Here is a 21842-nt window from a genome sequence, read left to right as displayed (position 1 = left end):
ACGAGTCCCGTCCAACCAGTCGTTCGCGTTTTCCGGTGCCCGGGCGGCTGCCGGACCGTCCGGCGGAGGAGGCTGGGCCGATTCTGAGAAAAACCTGACGTTCGTCAGGCTTAGGGGTTGATTCGAGATGCCACCCTCGTTAGCCTTCCGATCGACAGGGTAACGGATTTGATCCGCCCTCACGGCGGAGACGCGTGCAGCTCTCCGGCCGCTCCATCAGAGGCGATATCCACCCCCGCCGGACCACTGGCGCGGATGACTGGAGGCCCAGCATGCTCTCGCGTGAAGACGACGAACTCCTGACCCGGGTCGAGGAATCGGCGCCCATGGGCGCCTACCTCCGGGAGTACTGGACGCCGGCGGTTCGCTCCGCCCGTCTGGTCGCGGACGGGGCCCCCGTGCGTGTCCGGCTCTTCGGGGAGGATTTCGTGGCGTTCCGGGCCACCGATGGACGGGTCGGGTTCCTGGACGAGATGTGCCCGCACCGCCGTGTTTCGCTCGCGCTCGCCCGCAACGAGGACTGCGCACTGCGCTGCATCTACCACGGCTGGAAGATCGACGTCTCCGGATCCGTGGTGGAGGTCCCCTCCGAGCCGGCGGAGCGCACCGACTTCGCTGAGAAGATCCGGGTGCGCCACTTCCCGACCCACGAGGTCGGCGGCATCGTGTGGGTCTACCTCGGGGCGCGTGACCAGGCCCCGCCGTTCCCGCGGTTCCCCTTCAGCGAGGTCCCTGCGGACCACGTCCGCCCTCTGGTGGCCGAGACCCGCTGCAACTGGCTGCAGGCGGTGGAGGGGACCCTGGACTCCTCCCACGTCTCGATCCTGCACAAGTCCTGGCTCGGCGCGGGCCGCGGCGAGCTCGGCCAGGCGGCGTACGACTCGGCGCCGCGCTACGAGTTCGACCACCAGGACTACGGCATCCGGTTCGCCGCCATCCGGCACACCGACAGCGCGACCAGCCACGTGCGGGTCACCGAGTTCGTGATGCCGTGGATGGCCTACATCCCCACCGGTGACGAGGACCGGATCGCGATCATCGGCACGCCCGTCGACGACGTGACCTCCCGGCAGTGGTTCATCCGCTGGAACGACGACCACCCGCTCACCGAGGACACCGACACCCACTTCTGGTACGACGAACTGACCACGGCCCCCGACGACTTCTCGGCTCTCGTGCGCGGCAAGGAGATGTGGGGCCAGGACCGGAAGCTCATGGCGGAAGGCCACTTCACCGGGATCACCAATCTGATCCTCGAGGACGTGGCGATCCAGGAGAGCCAGGGCCCGATCGTTGACCGGTCCCAGGAGAAGCTCGGCTCCAGCGACATCGCGGTGATCCGTACCCGCCGGCTCCTGCTGGACGCCGTGCGCGCCCACGGCAAGACCGGTGAGGTCTTCGGCCAGGCCCCCGAGGCCGGGCGCCCCGGCACCGCCGGGGTCGCGTTCAGCATCTCGGCCAGCGACGACTGGCGCCCGGCGCTGTCGGCGCAGGCGCGCTATGTCTGAGGCCACGGCGGTCGAGTTCGCGGACTGGCTGGCGATCCGCGAGCTGACGGCGACCTACAACCGCTGCTTCGACGAGGCCGACGCCGAAGGATGGGCCCGGACCTTCACCCCCTCGGGGCGCCTCGAGGTGGCCGGAGGCGGCATCGCCTGCACCGGCTGGACGGAGCTGGCCGACTTCTGCCGGTCCAGGGGGTGGGGCTATCTGCACATGACCCTCGACCCGCGGATCCGGGTCGAGGAGGCCCTCGCCAGGCAGGAATGCAACCTGCTCATGCTGCGCCGCCGCAAGGACCAGTCCCCGCCGACCCTGCTGGCTACCGGCCGCTACACCGACGGACTGGTACGGACCCCTGCCGGGTGGCGCTTTGCCGAACGGCGGATCGAACTCGACAACCGCTTGGACGGACCCGGAGGACAGCCATGAATGACGGCGTGCGCACCGTGCGCGGCGGGACCACGGTCAAGATGCCACCGGACGCCCCGACAGCTGACGTCATCGTGATCGGCTCGGGCGCGGCCGGCCTCGCGACGGCGGCCACGGCCGCCCACGCCGGCTGCGACGTCCTCCTCTTTGAGAAGGCCGCGGCACTCGGAGGCACCACCGCGAAATCGGGCGGCGTCTACTGGATACCCGACAACCACCTCATGCGGGCCCACGGCATCGACGACCCGCGCGACGGCGCCCTGCGCTACATGGCCCGGGTGAGCGCGCCGACCCGCTACGCCCCGGACGACCCCCGACTCGGCCTGACTCCTTGGGAGTTCGGCCTCCTCACAGCGTACTGCGACCTCGCCCCACGGGCCGTGGAGTTCCTGGGCACCATCGGCGCGCTGCGCTCCACGATCGAAGCCGCGCTCCGCTTCCCCGACTACCACATGCACCTGCCCGAGCAGGGCGACGTCTACGGCCGTGCACTGTGCCCCGCCGACGCGGACGGCCGGCCGTCGGGCGGTGCGGAACTCGTTGCCCAACTGGCAACGGCCGCCCGGCAGTCAGGGGTCAGGCTGGTCACACGGCACGCCTTCACGGACCTGCTGGTCGGCGAGCGGCGTGTCGAGGGCGTCCACGTCCGAGACCTGGACACCGGAAAGGACGTGCTCGCGCGGGCACGAGCCGGGGTCGTGCTCGCAACCGGCGGATTCACGCACCACGCCGAGCGCCGTGCCCGCCACCTGCCCGCCCGGGTGTGGGGCGGCTGCGCGGCCGGCACCAACACCGGCGACGCGCTGCCCGTGCTCGAAAGCCTCGGCATCCCCCTGCACAACATGGACCAGGCCTGGTGGGACCAGGTCGCCGTCGAGCACACCACGAACGGCTCTACGGAGACCCCGGCCGGCATGTGGGTCGCCCCGGGAGACTCCTCGCTCGTCGTGGACCTGACCGGCCGCCGTGTCGGCAACGAGAAGACCTTCTACCACGACCGCGCCAAACTCCACCTGGGCGACGGAGCGCCGCAACTGCTCCTGCTGCTCTTCGACGCTCGCACCGAAAAGCTCTTCTCCTGCGAGGACTTCGCCTACCCGCTGGTGCCGCCCGGCGAATTCGCCCCGCACATCGTCACCGGCGAGACCTGGGACGAGGTCGCCGCCGAAGTCGGCCGACGGCTGGAGCGCCTGCGCGAGGTGACCGGTGGAGCCCGGCTGAGCCGCGACTTCACCAAGAGGCTCCGGGCGACTGTCCGCCGCTTCAACGAGATCGCGCGCGCCGGCGACGACCCCGACTTCGGGCGCGGAGGGGAGCCGATCGAGGTCTTCTTCCACGGTCCGGCGCGCCCGGACGGCGGACCGGACCCGACGATGGCCCCGCTGGCAGCCGAAGGCCCCTACCACGCCGTCCTGATCGGACTGGGCACGCTCGACACCAAGGGCGGGCCCCGCACCAGCCCGCACGCCCAGGTGCTCGGGCGCGACGGCAGCGCCATCGACGGCCTCTACGCGGTCGGTAACTGCGCCGCATCCCCCTCCAACGACGGCTACTGGGCGGCCGGCGCAACCATCGGTCCGGCCCTCGCTTTCGGCTACGCCGCCGGCCGCCACCTGGCGCAGCGCCGGGCGGCCTTCCAGACCAGTACCCCCACCCGCTGGAGCACGACGTGACGTTCATCATCGGAGCCGCGTGCGTCGACCTGAAGGACCGGGCCTGCGTGCAGGAGTGTCCGGTCGACTGCATCTACGAAGGCGAACGCAAGCTCTACATCAACCCCGACGAGTGCATCGACTGCGGCGCCTGCGAACCGGTCTGCCCGGTCGAGGCGATCATCTCCGACCGCGAACTCAGCGACGACTTCGATCCGCACCTCACCGACAGCGCCACGTTCTTCCAGACGGTGCTCCCCGGCCGGACCGAACCGATCGGTGCACCGGGCGGCGCACGGCAGACCGGACCGATTGCCGCGGACACAGACCTCGTGCGCTCCCTTCCCGACCGCACCCCCAACACCTGACCACCAGACAGGAGATCCACCGACATGACCAAGATCACCGTTGTAAGCGCCCACGGAATGGACTGGGTGTGGCGCTCCGGAGGGACGATCCTCAAGTACGTCAAGGCCGGTGCGGACGTCACCGTGGTGTGCCTGTCCATGGGCGAGCGCGGTGAGTCCGCCTCGGCGTGGTCGGAGCCGGGCCAGACCGCCGAGCAGGTGCGCGCCATCCGCCTGCGGGAGGCTGAGAAGGCGGCCGCCGTGGCCGGCGTCGAACTGCGCACCTACGACTGGGGCGACTACCCCATGGTCATCGACGACGAGCGGCGCCTGGAGATGGTTCGCCTGCTGCGGGTGCTGCGCCCCGACATCGTGCTCACCCACGGTCGCAAGGACCCCAACAATCCCGACCACGTGGCAACGGCACAGCTAGTGGAGAGCGCCGCGATCTGGGCACGGGCGCACGGCCGGATGCCAGACGCAGAGCGGTTCGTGGTGCGCCAGACCTACGGCTACGAACCGGAGTTCCCCGAGTTCTGCGAATTCCAGCCCGACCGGTACATCGACATCAGCGACGTGGCCGAGCAGAAGCTGGAGATGATGCGCTGCTCCTCCGTCCAGGAATTCATGATCGAGGTGTACGAGCAGCGGGCACGCTACCGCGCCATCATGGCGGGCCTGTTCCTCGGTCGCCGGGTCACTCACGCGGAAGCCTTCGAAAGCTTCCTGCCCGCCGCCGGGGACAGCTTCTGATGCGCGGCCCGCACACCACCCCGTGCATCGTCGAGCAGGTTGACCGCGGCGTCCGCTCTCTGGCGCCGGCCTTCGCCGAACTCGGCGTCGCCACCGTGCACGAGTCCCAGGGGCGCGGGGGCCTGATGGACGCGGCGATCAAGCCGCTCGCGGTGGGCGCCCGCGCCGCGGGCCCGGCCGTGACCTGCCTCAACCAGCCCGGCGACAACCTCATGCTGCTGGCGGCGATGGACCTGTGCCAGGAGGGCGACGTCCTGGTGGTCGCCAACCTCGCGCCGTCCGCCATGGGAATGGTCGGGGAGATCATCGCCAGCATCCTGATCGCACGCGGTGTCGCCGGCCTGGTCGTGGACGCCGGCGTGCGGGACATCCGCGAGCTGCGCCGGCTGCCGCTGCCGGTCTGGTCGAGGACCGTCTCGGCCGCGGGCACCACCAAGGGCGGACCGGGCTGGGTGAACGTGCCCGTGGTGGCGGGCGGGGCCACCGTCAGCCCGGGCGACATGGTCGTCGCCGACGACGACGGGGTCGTGGTGGTCCCGCTCGACGCCGCTCCGGCCGTCCTGGACCGCGCCCGCGCCCGTGCCCAACGCGAGGCCGAACTGCTCGCCTCCATCGCGGCCGGCAATGTGCCCACCCTCTCGCCCGAGCTGCGCGACCAGCTGGTCCGGCTCGGCGTCCGCCGCATCCCGGCCTCCTGACCGACCTGACACGACGCGACCGAGAGGCACGTGCCGATGCGTCTTTGCTCCTTTCCGACCGACGACGGGCTGCACGCCGGCGCCGTCCTCGACGACGACCTGGTCGCCGACCTGACCGAGCTCGCCGGGGCGCACAGCGGCAACCTGCCGCGCACGCTCCTCGACTGGATCGGCCTCGGCGACGAGGCGGTCGAGCGGCTCACCGACCTGTGCGCGAGCGCGGGCCGCTCGCACATCGTGAGATCACTCGCGGACCTGCAGCTGACCGAACCCCTCGGCCGCCTCCCGCGCAACGTGATCTGCGTCGGGGCCAACTATCGCGAGCACATCGAGGAGTCCGAGGAGGCGGTGGGCCCGCTCGACCTGCCCGACGAGCCCGTCTGGTTCACCAAGGACGTGCGGAGCATCTGCGGCCCGTACGACGACATCGCCACGAGCGACAAGGCCACCGGGCAGCTGGACTGGGAGGTCGAGCTCGCGGTCGTCATCGGCCGCGCGGGACGGAACATCGACCCGTCCGAGGCACTCGGCCACGTCTTCGGCTACGCCGTGCTGAACGACGTGAGCGCACGCGACGTCCAACTGGGCCGCAAGCAGTGGTGGAAGGGCAAGAGCCTCGAACTCTCCTCGCCGTTCGGCCCGTACATCGTGACCCGCGACGAGGTGCCGGACCCGCAGAACCTCGAACTGTGCTGCTGGGTGGACGGCGTCGAGAGGCAGCACTCGAACACCAAGCTGATGATCCACGACATCGCCGCCCTCATCTCCGACCTCAGTCGCACGCTGACCCTCGAACCCGGCGACGTCATCAGCACGGGGACACCCGCCGGTGTCGGGCTCGGCAGCACGCCACCGCAGTGGCTGCGCCCCGGGACGGTGCTGGAGAGCGAGATCACCGGCCTGGGCCGGCAGCGCAACCGCATCGTCCCGGAAGTGGAGTGAGCAACCATGGCACAGCTCGCAGGAGTCTTCGGCACCTCCCACAGCCCGGCGTTGATCACGCCGGTCCCGGACTGGCCGGCGCTCGAACCCCGAGTCCGCCGCCCGCCCGTCAGCGGTCTGACCGATGTGCGTGCCGCCTGGGACGAGCACCAGGCCCGGTTCGACCGTGCGATGAAGCAGCTGCGGCACGCGATCCTCGCGGTCGAACCGGACGTGCTGCTCATCGTGGGCAGCGACCAGGGTGAGAACTTCGGACCCCGGTCCGCCCCGGTGTTCGAACTGTTCCTCGGGGACCGGGTCGAGGCCAGCGCCGCCGACCGGCGCGGTGAAGGACCGGAGCAGTTCCGGGTGTCCATGCCCGTCGCGACCGGCCTCGGCCAGGACGTCCTTAAGCATCTGTGCGCCGCCGGATTCGACGTCGCCCATGTCAGCGAGACCTCGCACGAGTACGGCATCGGCCACGCCATCACCTGGCCGCTGAGGTTCCTCGACCTGCTCGACTCCGACCTCCAGCTGCTGCCCCTGGTCACCAACGTGTGGAACCTCCCGAACGTGCCGGGCGTGTCCCGCTGCGTCGCCTTCGGACAGGCACTGCGCACGGCGATCGATGCGTCCGAGGCACCGGTGCGCGTGGCGGTGCTGGCCTCCGGGGGACTCAGCCACCTCGTCCTGGACGAGGACCTGGACGCCCGGGTTTTGGCCGCGCTGCGATCCGACGAAATCTCCACCTGGCGGGCCATCGACGACGACGAACTGCACCTCGCGCACGAGAAATACGGCCTGACGGTGCGTCTCAACGGCACCTCCGAGATCACCGACTGGATCATCGCCGACGCCTGCGCCGCGGCCCCCGCCGAGGTCATCGACTACGTCCCCGCCTACCGCACCGAGTCCGGCTACGGAGTCGGCATGTGCTTCGCCCGCTGGGACCGCCCCGCCGGCTGACCGCTCCCGCCCCCGAACGAAGACCTGGAGGCCCCATGCACACCGATCTGCCCGATGAGTACGCCGAACTGCAGCAGACCCTGAGGCGCTTCGCGCGCACCGTGGTGAAGCCACGCGCCCAGGAGATCGACCGGGACAACCAGTACCCGGAGGACATCTTCAAGGCACTCTCCGACGCCGGTCTCCTCGGTCTCGCCACGCCCGAGCAGTACGGCGGCGCCGGAGCCGGGACGCTCGGCCTGACCCTCGCCATCGAAGAGGCGGCGAAGTACTCGAACGCAGTCGCGCTGATGCTGCTGCTCACCCGGCTGCCCGCACTGCCGATACTCATCGGCGGCACCGAGGAGCAGAAGAACACCTACGTCCGCGACCTCGCGGGCGGCGCCCGCCGCGCCTCCTTCGGACTGTCCGAGCCACAGGCCGGCTCGGACGTGCAGGGCATGCGGACCCGCGCCGCCGAGGACGGCTCGGACTGGGTGCTCTCCGGTAGCAAGTGCTGGATGTCCGGCCTGGAGCAGGCCGACTTCTACACCGTCTTCGCACGCGTCGGCGACGGCTTCGGCTGCTTCATCGTCGACCGTGACCTGCCCGGTGTCAGCGTGGCCCGCGTCGACGACAAGCTGGGCGTGCGCGGCGTCAACACCGGCGAACTCCTCCTGGAGGGCGTGCGGGTGCCCGCCGACCGTGTCGTGGGCACCCCCGGCCAGGCGTTCAAGCTCGCCATGTTCACCCTCAACTCGATGCGTCCGATCGTCGCCGCGCGCGGACTCGGCCTCGCCGAGGGGGCGCTGATGTACGCCGTCGAGTACATGCACTCGCGCCAGGCCTTCGGCGCTCCGCTGACCCAGCAGCAGGGCCTGGGCTGGATGGTCGCCGAGCACGCGGCGGAGATCGAGGCGGCCAGGCTGCTCACCTACCGGTCGGCACGCATGGTCGACGACGGAAGGTTCGACAAGAGCGCCGTGCCGTTCCTGTCGATGGCCAAACTCGTCGCCACCGAGACGGCCGTCAAGGTGTCCGGCACCGCCGTGCAGCTGCTCGGAGCGGCCGGCTACATGAAGGACCACCCGGTGGAGATGTACTACCGGGACGCGAAGCAGCTCACGATCGTCGAAGGCACCAGCCAGATCCAAAAGAACCTGCTCGCCGAAGCGGTCTTCAACCGAACCCTGTGGTGGGACTGATGAACGTCCACCACACCGGGCACGCGCTCCCGCTGCCCCTGCGCGGGCACCCGTCCCCGCTGCTGAACCCGCGACACGTGGCCGTCGTCGGAGCGAGCAACCGGCCCTCCAACGCCGGGCTGTCCTTCGTACGGGCGCTGCGCGCCGCACGGTTCGGCGGACGCATCTCCGCGGTCAACCGGGACGGCGCGAACGTGGAAGGAGCACTCGGCGCCACATCGCTGGGGGACCTTCCCGACCCGCCCGACCTGGCGGTCCTGGCGGTGCCCGCGCCCCTGGTGACCCGCGCGGCGAAGGATGCCGCGGCGGCCGGGGTGCGCGCCCTGCACGTGTTCACCGGCGGCTTCACCGAGCTCTCCGACGCCGAGGCCGCCGCCGAGCAGGATCGACTGGTACGGACCTGTGACGAGGCCGGCATCGCTCTCATCGGCCCCAACTGCATGGGCCTGTACCGGCCGCGGGCCGGTCTCGCCTTCCGGGAGGACCAGCCGATGCTCGACGGCCCGGTCGGGCTCGTCTCGCAGTCCGGCGGCGTGGTGATCGCCGCCACGCACCAGCTCGCTGCACGCGGACTCGGCGTGGCCACCGCGATCTCCTTCGGCAACGGCGCACAGCTCGGCGCCGGATCCTGGTCGGAGTTCCTGGCCGAGGCCGGAGAGCACTCCGTTTTGGCGGTCTACGTGGAGAGCGCCAACGAGCCCGACCTGGCCGAGCGCCTGGAACGGGCCGCCCGCCACCGGCCGGTCGTGGTGTGCGTGGGACCGTCCGGCCACGCGGCGACGGCCGCCGCCCGCCGGCACACCGGGGCACCCGGCGGGCCGGTGCTCCCCCAGGAGTGGCCGGACGGCGTTGTGGCCGTGTCGTCGATCGAGCAGCTGATCACCGCCACCGAGTGGCACGCCCGAAGGCCGCTGCCGGAGCGACCGCCCAGAGCCGCTGTGGTGACCATCAGCGGCGGTGTGGGGGTGCTAGCCGCATCATCCCTGGAGGCGGCCGGGGTGCGCCTGAGCCGGTTCACCGACGATACCCGGCAGGCACTGCTGGGCCATGCGGGCCGAGCCCTGGTCAGCATCGAGAACCCGGTCGACCTCGGCGCCCGCTACCTGTCCCGCAAGCTGGCCGCGGGGGTGCTCACCACCCTGGGGGCCGACCCCGGCGTCGACATCACGCTGTTCCACCTGGTCTGGGACCACCTCGTCGACGTCGACCGCCGCAACCCCGGCTACGCCGAGGGCTATCTCAATCTGCTGCTCGGGCACGCCGAGAACAGGGACGACTTCGCCGTCTACTTCCCGCCGATGGTGGACGACGCACAGGAGCGCAGCATCCGCGACCGGCTGCACCAGGCCGGCATCCCGGTCTTCGAGACCTGGGACGCTGCCGCCCGAACCCTGTCCGCCACCCGCTCACCCCACCGAACGAACTGAGGTACACGTCATGTCATTGAACGACTACCCGGGATCCGACGAGGACATCCTGCTGTCGGTCGAGGACCGCATCGCCTGGATCACCTTCAACCGACCGGACACCCTGAACGCGTTCGGCCCGCGCCAGTTCCACTGCCTCGCCGACCTGCTGGACGAGGTGTCGGTGAGTTCGGACGTGGGCGTCGTGGTGCTGACCGGAACCGGCCGGGCCTTCTCGGCGGGCGGTGACGTCCGCGAATTCACCAAGAAAGGCCTGGTCGACACCGGTGTGTACGCCCTGCGCGCGATCACCGCGATCCGGCGCTGCCGCAAGCCCGTGATCGCCATGGTGAACGGTCTGGCGGTGGGCGGCGGAAACGAGCTCGTCATCGCCTCGGACCTGGCCATCGCCGCGCGCAGTGCCCGCCTGGGCCAGGCCGGCACGCTCATCGGCGCCTGCCCGGTCATCGGCGGCACCAACCTGCTGTCCCTCCAGATCGGGGAGAAGCGCGCGAAGCAGATCGTGTTCTTCAGCGACAAGGTCGAGGCCGAACAGGCCCTGGCCTGGGGCTGGGTCAACGAAGTCGTGGACGACGCGGAACTGGTCAAGACGACCCGTCGCTGGGCCGACCGCCTGCTGGCCCTGCACCCGCAGTCGCTGCAGATCGCCAAGGCGTCGAGCAACGTGTGGTGGAACCTCTCCTACGACTCGATGCTGGCCGGCCTGGAGATGATCGCCATGGGCGTCCCTGCAGAATCCGTCGACGAGGGACGCGACGCGTTCCTGGAGAAGCGGCCCGCCGACTACTCGCCGTGGCGGTGACGGGATGAAGGTCACGGTGGACCTTGCGAAGTGCGACGGCTACGCGAACTGCGTGGCGGCGGTACCCGGCGTCTTCGACGTCAGCGACGACACCGGCAAGGTCATCGTCCTCACCGGCCGACTCGACGAGGAATCCTCGGAGGGCGTCGTCGAGGCCGTCCGTGACTGCCCCATGAGGGCGCTCTCGGTTGAGGGCCCTTCGTGACCGAACGCCCAGTGGTCGTGGTCGGCTCCTCTCTCGCCGGAGTATCGGCCGTGGAGACCTTGCGGAAGGCCGGATACCAGGGGCCGCTGATACTGATTGGTGAGGAGCCCCACCAGCCTTACGACCGCCCGCCGTTGTCCAAACAGCTGCTGCTGGGCACCGGGGCGCCCGGCGACACCGCCTTGCGCCCGGACGGCCACCTGCGCCGCTCGGGGTGGAGCTTCACCTGGGCCGACGGGCGGTCGCACTGGATCCGGCCGCTCGCACACTCACCCTGGACGACGGAACGCGGTCGGCCTACACGGGCGTTGTTATCGCGACCGGGGCCCGACCACGCCAAGGTTCCCGACCGGGCCGATGTCCATGTGCTGCGGTCGCTCGACGACGCCCTGGCGCTGCGTACCGCGTTGGAGGCGCGGCCCAGGGTTGTGGTCGCCGGAGCGGGTTTCATCGGGCTGGAGGTCGCCGCGGCCGCGCGCGCCGTGGGCTGCGAGGTCACGGTGCTCGAGCCGCTGCGGGCGCCGCTGACTCGAGTCCTCGGAGCGACCGCCGGTCGTCGCTTTGCGGTACTGCATGCCGAGCACGGGGTGCGAGTGGAGTGCGGGGTGGGGGTGAGCGGAGTCCGGGGCGCGGGCCGTGCCGAGCAGGTCCGGCTGACCGACGGGCGCGTTTTCACCGCCGATGTCCTCGTCGTCGGGGCCGGCGCTGTACCGAACACCGAGTGGCTGGACTCCTCAGGCATCCCTGTCGGTGACGGCGTGCGCTGCGACGTCTACTGCGCGGCCGGACAGCAGGGGTCTACGCCGCCGGTGACGTGGCCCGGTGGCCCCATCCGCTGTTCGGCGAGGAAATGCGCGTTGAGCACTGGACCAATGCCGTCGAGCAGGGCAGGGCGGCCGCACGCAACCTGTTCGCGGAGTTGCGGGGACACCCTGCGGAACGCCGCCCCTTCGGGCCGGTGCCCTTCGTCTGGTCCGATCAATGGGGCGAGAAGATCCAGTTTGCGGGCCGGGCAGCCGCGGAGGACCGTACGGCGGTCGTGCTCGACCGGCCCGATCGGCGGCGCTTCGCCCTGGCCTACGTCCGAGGGGACAGGCTCCGCGGTGCCTTGGTCGTGAACGCACCCGGGGTACTGGCCACATTGCGCCGCCTGGTGGCTGCCGGCGCCTCGCTGGACGACGCGTTCGCCGCCGTACAGATCTGAAAGAAAGCCTGACGATCGGCAGTGAAAAGCATTGACCTGCCGATCGGAAGGAAATACCGTCTGACGCCAAGTCGCCCGCTTCAGGGCCCTCTTCCCCGTGGCCGAGAGCCGCCCATCCCTTTCAGGGGGATCTGTGGATATCCGCACCGACAGCTATGACCACCGCCACGTCGCCACGTTGGACAATCACGACGACGTGCACCACGAAATGCGGGCTAAGTGCCCCGTCGCCCACAGCGAGAACTACGGAGGCTTCTGGACCCTCACCCGGCACGAGGACGTCGACCTCGCAACCCGGGACACCACCCGCTTCTCCTCGCTCCCGACGGTCACCCTGCCCGCCGTGGGTGCCCCCAAGCCGTTCATCCCGGTGGAGTGCGACCCGCCGGAGCACCAGAAGTACCGAACTCTGCTCAACATGGTCTTCCGGCCGCGCCGGATCGAGGAGTTCGAGGGCCGGATCCGCGAGCATGTCGTCCACCTCGTGGACGCCTTCGCTGCGAACGGCCGGGCGGACCTCGCGAAGGACTTCGTCTTCCCGCTCACGGCGCGGGTCATCACGTGGTTCCTGGGCATCCCCGACGAGGACGTCGCGCGGTTCAGCCAATGGTCCCTCGGTCTGGTCACGGTGGGCGATCCCGAGGAGGAACTGCGCCTCCAGACGGAGATCCGGGACTACTACCTCGGTCTCATTGCCCGCCGCCGGGAGCGCCCGGCCGACGACCTGGCCAGCCACCTACTGGCCTCGACCATCGACGGCCGCCCCGTGACCGAGGAGGAGACGCTCGACATCTACCTCACCCTCACCGGGGCCGGCGGCGAGACCACCGCCGCCACGGGCAACCATCTGTTCCGCCTGCTCGACCTGCACCGGGACCTGCGGGAGAGGCTGCTGGCCGAGCCGGAGCTGATCCCCTCGGCGATCGAGGAGATCCTGCGCTACGTCACCCCGGTCTACGGGTTCCGCCGGACCACGACCTGCGAGGTCGAGGTCGGGGGCACCCGGATTCCGCAGGGGGAGGCGGTGTGGCTGTCCTGGCTGTCAGCCAACCACGACGAGTCCGAGTTCCCGGAACCGGGCCGGATCATCCCCGATCGCAAGCCGAACCGCCACCTCGCGTTCGGCGCGGGGGTGCACCGCTGCCCCGGCGCACCCCTGGCCCGGCTCCAACTACGCGTGATGCTCGAGGAGATCCTGACCAGGCTGCCGGACTACCAGCTGGCCGACCCGGACGCGGTCTCCATCGTCCCGGCCGTCACCCGCGTCATCACCTCACTGCCCATAGTCTTCACCGCACCGCCCAGGAGTAACCGATGAGAGCAGCAGTCAGCCGCGGGGTCGGCGAGATCGCCATCGAGGAGCTGGCGGACCCGCGCCCCGGAACGGGTGAGGTGAAGGTACGCCTGGTGAGCTCGGGCATTTGCCACACCGACGTGTCTGTCCTGGAGGGGCACCTGCCCTCGCCGCGGCCGATCGTCCTCGGCCACGAGGGGGCGGGAATCGTCGAGGAGGTCGGGGCCGGAGTCGAGGACTTGGCCGTCGGCGACCACGTCATCTGCTCGATCATCACCTCGTGTCACTCGTGTCCCCCGTGCCTGCGGGGGGAGGTCGCAATCTGCGAGCGGGCGGTCGCCTTCGCCGGCACCATGCTGGACGGGACGACGCGGCTGCGGCGCGCAGACGAGGACGTCCACGTCCTGTTCTGCCAGGGCTCCTTCGCCGAGTACGCGGTGGCCCCCGCATCGGCAGCGGTGAAAGTCCGTGAGGACGCGCCGCTGGACAAACTCGCCGGACTTGGCTGCGGCTGGTCGACCGGGCTCGGGGCGGCGATCATCCGCGCCGAGGTCCGGCCCGGCAGCAGCGTCGTGGTGATCGGCGCCGGCGGCGTCGGCTTGGCAACCATGATGGGTGCCCGCGCTCTGGGCGCCACCACCGTGATTGCGATCGACATCGCGGAGCACAAGCTCGCCCGCGCCCTCCAACTCGGGCTCGCCACGCACACGCTCGCCGCGTCCGGCAGCGAGGCCGTCGAGGCGGTCCGCGATCTGACGGGCGGCCGGGGCGCCGACTACGCCTTCGACGCGGTCGGTACCTCCGGAACCTTGGAGACCGCGCTGCAGTCCACACGTCCCGGCGGACTCGCCGTGGCGATCGGTGTGATGGACGCTTCGGTGACGGCCACCTTCGACCTCTTCGGGTTCCTGATGCAGAAGCGGTTGACCGGCACCTATGCCGGCTCGATCGTGCCGGGCCGGGACATCCCGGTCTTCGTCGACCTCTACATGCAGGGCAAGCTGCCGCTCGACGACGTCATCGACGCGCGGTACTCCCTCGACGAGGTGCCCAAGGCGCTCGGCCAGCTGGCCGCGAACGAGATCACCAAGGGCGTGGTGCTGCTGTGAACGCCTTCGACCTGCAGATGTACATCGACGGGCAGTGGTACGACCCGGCCCGCAGCGAGCGCATCCCGGTGCACAACCCGGCCCGTACCGCACAGGTGGTTGGATCGGTACCGGACGGCCGGGCCGAGGACGTCGACCGCGCGGTGGCCGCCGCCCAACGGGCGCAGCGGGACTGGGCCGGGCTCCCGCTTGCCGAGCGAGCTATGCACCTTGCCCAGGCCGCGGCCCGGCTGGCCTCGATCGACGAGTCGGGGCCGCGGGCGCTCACCCAGGAGATGGGCAAGATCCTGGCCGAGTCGGTCATGGACTTCCAGTCGCCGCCGTGGGTGTGGTCGTACTACCTCGATGATCTGGACGGCGTCGAGCGGCTCCTCACCGAGCGGCTGTCGGACGAGGCGGGCGACCTGGAGATCCGCCGCCGCCCGGTCGGGGTGGTCGGCGCGATCGTCCCGTGGAACTGGCCGATCGCCCTGCTCGGCGTGAAGCTCGGCCCGGCGCTACTGGCCGGCAACACGGTTGTCGCGGTGCCCTCCCCGTTTGCTCCGCTCGGCGTGCTCAAGGCCATCGAGGCGATCGGCGACGCCCTCCCCCCGGGCGTGGTCAACGTCGTCACCGGTGCCGGCGAGCGGGTGGGGGCGGCGCTTGCCGCGCATCCCGATGTGGCCATGGTCGCTTTCACCGGCGGTCCCGAGGCCGGCCGGTCGGTGGCACAGACGGTCGCCGCGCGGCTCAGGCGCGGCGTCTTCGAACTCGGTGGCAACGACGCGGCGGTGCTCCTGGACGACGTGACCGTCGACGACGCCCTCGTGCGGCAGCTGGCCACCGGGTTCAGCATGACCTCGGGCCAGGTCTGCTTCGCCATCAAGCGCCTGTACGTGCACGAGTCCCTGTTCGCCGACGTGGTGGCGAGGCTCAGTGACGCTCTCCAGGAAACCGTCGTCGGCGACGGCCTCGATCCTGAGGTAACGATGGGTCCGCTGGCCAACGAGCGGCAGTACAGACGCTTCAGGGCGATGCTGGCCGACGCCGAAGCCGGGGGAGCCACCGTGCGGGTCTTCGGCCGCAAGCGGGACGCCGCCTCCTGGGACCAGGGATACTTCCACCTCCCGGCGCTGGTCACCGATGTCCGGTCCGACGAGCGGATCGTCGCCGAGGAGCAGTTCGGTCCGGCACTGCCGATCATCCCGTTCTGCACCGACGAGGAGGCCGTGGCCCTGGCCAACGGCACCAACTACGGCCTGACCGCGAGCATCTGGTCGGCGGACCGCAGTCGTGCCTGGGAGCTGGCCGGCCAGATCGACGCGGGGGTGACCGCCGTGAACATGCACGGATTCACCTCGTTCGACGCACGGGCGCCCTTCGGGGGGGTCAAGGGCAGTGGATACGGCCGCGAGATGGGCAAGGACGGGCTCCTGGAGTTCACCTGGGCCCAGCAGCTCAACGATCGGCACCCTGTCCAGTAGCACCAGAGAGAAGACGGGCGGCCCGGGAGCGGAGTCCCGTTGCCGGCCCACCCGCCCCGACCGGGGGATGCCCACTACCCGCTCCACGACGGAGCGGTATGCCACGAGAGGTTTCGCCTTGTACACACATTCGCGCTTGAGAAGCGCCGTAGCCGTCGTCACGACTGTTGCCGCCTCGGCCGCGCTGGCGGGTTGTGGCGGGTCCGGAGGTTCGACGGCCTCGGATTCGGACCAGAAAGTGATCAGACTCGGCCAGACCACCCACCTCAGTGGCCCTGCGGGGGCGTTCGGCAAGAGCTTCAGCGAAGGGCAGCAGGCCGTCTTCAAGGCGGTCAACGACGCGGGCGGGGTGAACGGCCGCAAGATAGAACTCACGGTGCTCGACGACGGCCTGGACGTCGCCCGGGCCGTGCAGAACGTCCGGACACTGATCGGCAAGAAGAGCGTGGCGATCGTCGGCGTCTCCGGCGCGGGCTCGATCGAGGCCATGGTGCCAATCCTCAACCAGGCGAAGATCCCGCTGCTCTTCCCATCGAAGTCGACGGCGAGCTTCGCCAACAAGGTCGTCCCCTACGCGTTCGCCGGCATCCCGGCCTATCCGGACCAGGCTCACGCGGTCGTGGGGGCGGCGTTCAAGAAGAGCGGCCCCGGCAGCGTCTTTCTTGTGCAGACTGCGTCGGACCAGAGCAAGGCCAACCTGGCCCGGGTCAAGAAGGCCGTCGCCGACGGTGGGGGGACCCTGGCCGGGGAAGTGATCGTGCCGTTCGGTGCCGACGTGTCCCCCTTCGCGCTGCGGGTGGCCAAGCAGCGCACAGACTACGTCCTGTTCACCTCCGGCCCCTCCGAGACCACCAAGGTCGTGCAGCACCTGGCCAAGGAGAACCGGCTGCCCCGGCGCGGGATCCTCGGGCTGACCACGCTGCCGGGCGACACCTTCGCGCAGGGCACCCCGACGAGCGCCCAACGCCTGGTGTACACGCTGGCGGCGACCAAGCCCCCGACCGACCCCAGCGCGAAGGAGTGCAAGGACGCCCTGGCGAAGTACTACCCCGACACCAAACCCGACTACGTCACCACGTTCGGCTGCATGGACGCCCAGATGGTCGTCGCCGGGCTCAAGGCCGCGGGCGACGACGTGACCGGTCCCGGCATAGTCAAGGCTCTGGAGTCGCTGAAGGAGAGCCAGGCCAGCCCCCTCATCCCGCCAGTCTCCTTCTCCTCCACCTCGCATGTCGGCCTGACCTCCCTGCCGGTGGTCACCGTCAAGGACGGGGAGTTCGTCAGCGCCGGCACCGTCCCCGTTCCGGTGGGGTCGTGAACCTGCTGTTGCCCGCCGTCGTCAGCGGTATCGCGGTGGGCATGCTCTACGGACTACTGGCCTTCGCCACCGTGGTGCTATTCAAGGCGACCGGAACGGTGAACTTCGCGCAGGGCTCGATGGGTGCCCTGTCCGCGTTCGTCACCTGGCGGCTGCTGACGAATCACGGGGTCAACACGGCTCTCGCGGTGGTGACCGGGCTCGCCTTCAGCATTCTGCTGGGAGTCGTGACCTACCAGGTGGCCATCAGGTTCCGGGACCGCGGCGACGCGACCAACACCATCGTCCGCACCCTCGCCCTGTCCCTCCTCTTCACCGCATTGATCGACCGGTTGTGGGGAGCGGGCCAGCCCTTCCAGTTCCCGCAGCTGCTCACGTCCGGCGGGATGTCCGTCGCGGGTGTGCAGGTGAGTTACGCGGCGCTGGAGACACTGGGCATCGCCGCCGTACTGCTGGCCGGCTTCGGGCTGCTGTTCCGCTTCACCGACTTCGGCCTGCTGACCCGGGCGATGGCCGATTCACGCGAGGTGACCCGGCTCCTCGGAGTGCCCAACCGGCGCCTGGCCACCGCCATCTGGGGCATCACCGCGGCGCTGGGCACGGTCGTGGCCCTGCTCTCGGCGCACACCCTGTTCCTTTCGACCTCGATGATGGACAGCTACCTGCTCTACGGGTTCACCGCGGCCATCGCCTTCGGCCTGAACAGCCTGACCGGCGCGATCATCGGCGGACTCGTCGTCGGGCTGATCAGCAACGTCGTGAGCACGTACCAGGGCTCCGACTGGGCCAACGTCCTCATGTTCGCGGTGCTCGTCGCCATCCTGATCATCCGCCCGCAAGGGCTGCTCGGCCGTGCGGAGGTACGACGTGTCTGACACCGACACCAACCCGGAAGGGGCGCTGGGCGGTTCCCAGCGGCGGTACAGGTCTCCGGTGCTCCTCCTCGCGACGCTCGCCGTACTTGGTCTGCTGCCTCTTGATCCGACCTGGCAGACGGTACTCACCGTGGGGGTGGCCTGGGCGGCGGTCGCCTCGACGCTCAACGTGTGGCAGGGCCACCTCGGCGAGATGTCCTTCGGTCACGGCGCGTTCGTCGCCGTGGGCGCCTACGCCTGGACCGTGGCGCGGTTTCGGGCCGAACTGTCACCCGCCCCCGCGCTGCTGGTGACGCTGGTGGTCACCCTCGCGGTCTGCGCCGTCGTCGGACTCGCCGTTGTGCAGCTGTCCCACTTCGGCTCGGCCATCGTCACCCTCTTCCTCGCCTTCGTCGTCGCGGCCGGACTGCAGTCCAGCGAGTTCACCTCGATCACCGGGAGCCAGGCCGGGCTGCTCGTTCCCGAACTGCGGCTGCTGGGCCTGAACCTCGGAGCGGAGCGCGGCCTGTACTACCTGGGCCTCGGCTTCCTCGGCATCGTTCTGCTCCTCACCGCCAACTACGTCTCCAGTGCCCGTGGCAGGGCGCTGCGCCTGATCCGTGCCAACGACCAGGTGGCCTCGCTGCTGGGCGTCCGCGTCAAACGGGTGAAGTGGGCGGCCTTCGTCTACACCGGAGTCGGGGCGGGCCTGGGCGGCGTCGTGCTGGCACAGGTGCTCACGGTGGTCACGCCAGACTCCTTCGCGCTGCACATATCGATCACCGCGGTCGCCATGATCGTCGTCGGTGGGCAGGAGACTACCGCCGGGCCGGTGCTCGGGGCGTTCTTCTTCGGAGCGCTGCCGACCGTGTTCCAGTCCTCTCCAGTTAACCAGGCGCTGTACGCCAGCATCACCTTCCTGGTGTTCCTAGTCCTCGCCCCGACCGGGCTCGTGGGACTCGGAGTGGGGCTGTTCCGCGCGGTGGCACACGGGCGAAGCGGCGCGAAGGCCGCCCCGGGCCCGCTGCGAATCGGGGGGTCGCACCTTGTCGCGGAGGCCGCGTCCGCCCCCGCGGTACCGCCGGTGCCCTCGCCCGCGGACGAGGGCACCGGATCCCCTGTGGCTGCCGTCGAGGTCATCGACGTCGACGTGACCTTCGCCGGTGTCCACGCCCTGCGCAAGGTCACCGACATGCTGACGGCAGGGCGGACCCATGCCCTGATCGGCCCCAACGGCGCCGGAAAGAGCACCTTGATCAACGCCATCACGGGGATCCAGCCGGTCGCCTCCGGCGCCATCAAGGTCTTCGGCACCGACGTCACCCGGCTGCACCCGCACGCGATCCGCAGGGCGGGCGTCGGCCGTACCTTCCAGAACCCCTCCCTGGTGGACGACCTTTCGGTGCTGGAGAACGTCCGGCTGGGCCTTTTCAGCGAGCAGCAGCAACCGCTCGTCCTGGATCTGCTGCGCGGCTCGCTCGGCCGCCGGTCGGAAGCGGGGGCGGTCGCGCGCTGCGAGGACGCACTGCGCCAGGTCGGCCTCGCGCCATCCCTGTGGTCACAGCGGGCCGGGGGTGTCTCCCTGGCCGATCGCAAGCTGGTGGACCTGGCCAGGGCCCTGGTGTCGCAGCCAAGGGTGCTGCTGCTCGACGAGCCGACCGCGGGCCTCGGCGAGGACGAGATGCACGTAGTGGAGAACGCGCTGCTCCGTCTGCGGTCGACGGGGCAGGTGTCGATCCTGCTGATCGCCCACCATGTCGCGTTCGTCCGCAGGGTCGCAGACTCGGTCACGGTGCTCGACGCCGGTGAGGTGCTGGCCAGCGGATCTCCGGATGAGGTCACGAACGACAGCTCCGTTCTGGAGGCTTTCGTCGGTACACCGCTCGAGCTCCGCCGCTCCCGTACTGCCCAGAAGGTCGCGGTGTCCGCTGACGCCGGTACATCCTCGGTAGGCGCCCTGCCTCCCACTACGCCTCCTGCCTCCGCGCGGTCCGGATCCGGGCTCGTCGTGGCCAGCTTGTCGGCGGGGTACGGCCTGGCCCGGGTGCTGGACGATGTGAGCCTTTGCGTGCGACGCGGCGAGCTGGTCGGGCTCGCGGGGCGCAACGGCGTGGGCAAGACCACCCTCCTGCGGTCCCTGTCCGGAATCAGCGGGCGGGCGGGCGGCACGGCGGCCATCGACGGCAGACCTCTGCCCCGGCGACCGGAGGCGGCGGCCCGGGCCGGCTTGATCCACGTACCGGAGGGGCGCGGCGTCATCCCGTCCCTCACCGTGTTGGAGAACCTCCGGGTCGGAGCTCTCGCCGTCGGGGGCAGGCTCACCGAGGACCGGCTCGACCGCACCGTCGACCGCTTTCCCACCCTGGGCCGCCTGCTGAGGCGGCAGGCAGGTCTCCTCAGCGGGGGTGAACAGCAGATGCTCGCCATCGCCCGCGGACTGGTCGCGGATCCCTCCATCCTGATGATCGACGAACTCAGCCTCGGCCTGTCCCCCAAGGCGACCAGCGAGGCGCTGGAGGTGGTGTCCGCCATCACAGACAGAGGCGGCCCGGGCGTGCTGGTGGTCGACCAGAACATCAAGACTCTGGCGAGCGTCTGCGACCGTCTCTACGTCCTCAAGGACGGAACGGCAGTCGAGGTCGAATCCCATCGCGAGTCGATCCAGGATCTCCAGGAGGTTTACTTCTGAGTCCCCGCCGGGTCGGTGTCACCACGAGCCGAGTCCGCCGTCCGTCGCGGCCGCATGAGCCGAACGCATGCCGCGGACAAAGGGGCAGACCAACGCTCGCCGGGAACCGCCCTGATGGCGCTCTCGAATCTCTCCCACGGTGAACGCGGCGAAGTAGTAGCGGTTGGCCGGGGTGACCAGGATGTCCTCGGCCGTGCCGATCTGGATGGCTGCTCACTTTGGTTCCTCAGGCGGTTAATGAATGAACGGCGGGGTCGCCCGCTGTTCGATTTTGGGAGCGTGCCCGCTCCGTCAAGGGCGCCTTCGGCAGCGCAGAGCGCTGAGCTGCGCTCACCCTTGACCGAGCTGCCATGCTCCTGGGTTGGCGTCTATCGGGCGGCCCCTCCCGAATGGCGCCCGGTGGGGAACAGAGGTGAGCAGGTCTGGCCGATCGCCCTGAGCGCCGGATGAGGAGAGAATCAGGGAGCCTCACGAGCCCCGCCGCTCCCGGCGAGCTGGCCTGCCCATCGCGGCGCGACCGTCGCCTGACTCAGCCGGGTTGGGTGCGCCTCGCTTGCTAGACCTCCGCCCCTTCACGCTCGCCCGGGACTGTCCGGTCCTGGGCGAGCGGGACCACTTTTCCGTGAAGTCTGCACCCCTGTCCGTCGAGACGGTAATAGTCCGATGACGACATATTGGGGTGTGGGTATTGGGTGTCCATCTGCGGGAATCACTACTTGCCACCGCGGGACGGATTCGCCCGCAACAGGAGGGTTCCGGACCGGGGACCATTGGCCAACGGCAACCACCCGGCACGTCGCGGGTTTGCTCGACCGGTATGTCGAGCGGCGCGCCGACCGGCGGGGGCGGCTCCTGGAACTCGAAGGACACCTGGGTGGTCTCACCTTGGCCGGCACAGGCGACTTGGGTAACGCCGGCGCCGCTGGGGCCAGGCCGTACCTGATCCGCCGTATGCGGCACCGCCCGGTGGAAAGGGGCAAACACTCCGCGTGGCTCTTTGCTCTGCTGGGGCGCGAGTACACGC

19 protein-coding genes and 1 pseudogene are annotated in these 21842 nt (G+C 70.0%); all 20 read left to right on the top strand.

Annotated features, from left to right (window positions below):
- The first annotated feature begins 272 nt into the window (after nt 1–272).
- Nucleotides 273–1508 (top strand): Rieske 2Fe-2S domain-containing protein, encoded by a 1236-nt coding sequence (locus tag OG395_RS05935; protein ID WP_327241934.1) that lies wholly within the window; start codon nt 273–275, stop codon nt 1506–1508.
- Complete coding sequence (locus OG395_RS05930) at nt 1501–1932, top strand: nuclear transport factor 2 family protein (protein WP_327241933.1); 432 nt, start codon at nt 1501–1503, stop codon at nt 1930–1932. The genes OG395_RS05935 and OG395_RS05930 overlap by 8 nt, the downstream gene beginning before the upstream one ends.
- Entirely contained in the window at nt 1929–3605 is a 1677-nt protein-coding gene (locus OG395_RS05925) for an FAD-dependent oxidoreductase (RefSeq protein ID WP_327241932.1), read from the top strand. Before OG395_RS05930 ends, OG395_RS05925 begins: the two co-directional genes overlap by 4 nt.
- Nucleotides 3602–3952, top strand: a complete 351-nt coding sequence (gene fdxA / locus OG395_RS05920) for a ferredoxin (protein WP_326791441.1) — start codon at nt 3602–3604, stop codon at nt 3950–3952. The genes OG395_RS05925 and fdxA overlap by 4 nt, the downstream gene beginning before the upstream one ends.
- A gap of 24 nt (nt 3953–3976) precedes the next feature.
- Nucleotides 3977–4684 (top strand): PIG-L deacetylase family protein, encoded by a 708-nt coding sequence (locus OG395_RS05915; protein WP_327241931.1) that lies wholly within the window; start codon nt 3977–3979, stop codon nt 4682–4684.
- On the top strand, nt 4684–5382 hold the full coding sequence (locus OG395_RS05910; RefSeq protein WP_327241930.1) for a 4-carboxy-4-hydroxy-2-oxoadipate aldolase/oxaloacetate decarboxylase: 699 nt from the start codon (nt 4684–4686) through the stop codon (nt 5380–5382). The genes OG395_RS05915 and OG395_RS05910 overlap by 1 nt, the downstream gene beginning before the upstream one ends.
- Nucleotides 5383–5418: 36 nt before the next feature.
- Nucleotides 5419–6324, top strand: a complete 906-nt coding sequence (locus OG395_RS05905; RefSeq protein ID WP_327249259.1) for a fumarylacetoacetate hydrolase family protein — start codon at nt 5419–5421, stop codon at nt 6322–6324.
- 6 nt (nt 6325–6330) lie between these two features.
- Entirely contained in the window at nt 6331–7269 is a 939-nt protein-coding gene (locus tag OG395_RS05900; RefSeq protein ID WP_327241929.1) for a hypothetical protein, read from the top strand.
- A gap of 35 nt (nt 7270–7304) precedes the next feature.
- Complete coding sequence (locus OG395_RS05895) at nt 7305–8453, top strand: acyl-CoA dehydrogenase family protein (protein WP_327241928.1); 1149 nt, start codon at nt 7305–7307, stop codon at nt 8451–8453.
- A complete protein-coding gene (locus tag OG395_RS05890) occupies nt 8453–9880 on the top strand; it encodes a CoA-binding protein (protein WP_327241927.1) in 1428 nt (475 codons plus the stop codon). The genes OG395_RS05895 and OG395_RS05890 overlap by 1 nt, the downstream gene beginning before the upstream one ends.
- Nucleotides 9881–9890: 10 nt before the next feature.
- Complete coding sequence (locus OG395_RS05885; RefSeq protein ID WP_327241926.1) at nt 9891–10682, top strand: enoyl-CoA hydratase/isomerase family protein; 792 nt, start codon at nt 9891–9893, stop codon at nt 10680–10682.
- A 4-nt stretch (nt 10683–10686) separates the two neighbouring features.
- Nucleotides 10687–10887: a ferredoxin gene (locus tag OG395_RS05880; RefSeq protein WP_327241925.1), complete on the top strand. Its 201-nt coding sequence runs from the start codon at nt 10687–10689 to the stop codon at nt 10885–10887.
- A pseudogene (locus OG395_RS58105) lies at nt 10884–11609 on the top strand (NAD(P)/FAD-dependent oxidoreductase); the annotation flags it as partial. The gene OG395_RS05880 and the pseudogene OG395_RS58105, both read left to right, overlap by 4 nt.
- A 128-nt stretch (nt 11610–11737) precedes the next feature.
- Nucleotides 11738–12091 carry an oxidoreductase C-terminal domain-containing protein gene (locus OG395_RS05875; protein WP_327241924.1) on the top strand — a complete coding sequence of 118 codons (354 nt, stop codon included), beginning with the start codon at nt 11738–11740 and terminating at the stop codon, nt 12089–12091.
- A gap of 133 nt (nt 12092–12224) precedes the next feature.
- A complete protein-coding gene (locus OG395_RS05870; RefSeq protein WP_327241923.1) occupies nt 12225–13409 on the top strand; it encodes a cytochrome P450 in 1185 nt (394 codons plus the stop codon).
- Nucleotides 13406–14494 carry a zinc-binding dehydrogenase gene (locus tag OG395_RS05865; protein WP_327241922.1) on the top strand — a complete coding sequence of 363 codons (1089 nt, stop codon included), beginning with the start codon at nt 13406–13408 and terminating at the stop codon, nt 14492–14494. The genes OG395_RS05870 and OG395_RS05865 overlap by 4 nt, the downstream gene beginning before the upstream one ends.
- Complete coding sequence (locus OG395_RS05860) at nt 14491–15957, top strand: aldehyde dehydrogenase family protein (protein WP_327241921.1); 1467 nt, start codon at nt 14491–14493, stop codon at nt 15955–15957. Before OG395_RS05865 ends, OG395_RS05860 begins: the two co-directional genes overlap by 4 nt.
- A 136-nt stretch (nt 15958–16093) precedes the next feature.
- Nucleotides 16094–17275, top strand: coding sequence for an ABC transporter substrate-binding protein (locus OG395_RS05855; RefSeq protein WP_327241920.1), 1182 nt, complete (start codon nt 16094–16096; stop codon nt 17273–17275).
- Nucleotides 17272–18150, top strand: coding sequence for a branched-chain amino acid ABC transporter permease (locus OG395_RS05850; protein ID WP_327241919.1), 879 nt, complete (start codon nt 17272–17274; stop codon nt 18148–18150). Before OG395_RS05855 ends, OG395_RS05850 begins: the two co-directional genes overlap by 4 nt.
- Complete coding sequence (locus tag OG395_RS05845) at nt 18143–20818, top strand: ATP-binding cassette domain-containing protein (protein WP_327241918.1); 2676 nt, start codon at nt 18143–18145, stop codon at nt 20816–20818. The genes OG395_RS05850 and OG395_RS05845 overlap by 8 nt, the downstream gene beginning before the upstream one ends.
- Nucleotides 20819–21842: the final 1024 nt, after the last annotated feature.

The organism is Streptomyces sp. NBC_01320, from assembly GCF_035974375.1.
GTDB classification, from domain to species: Bacteria; Actinomycetota; Actinomycetes; order Streptomycetales; family Streptomycetaceae; genus Streptomyces; species Streptomyces yanii.
This window is presented reverse-complemented; position numbering and strand designations above follow the sequence as displayed.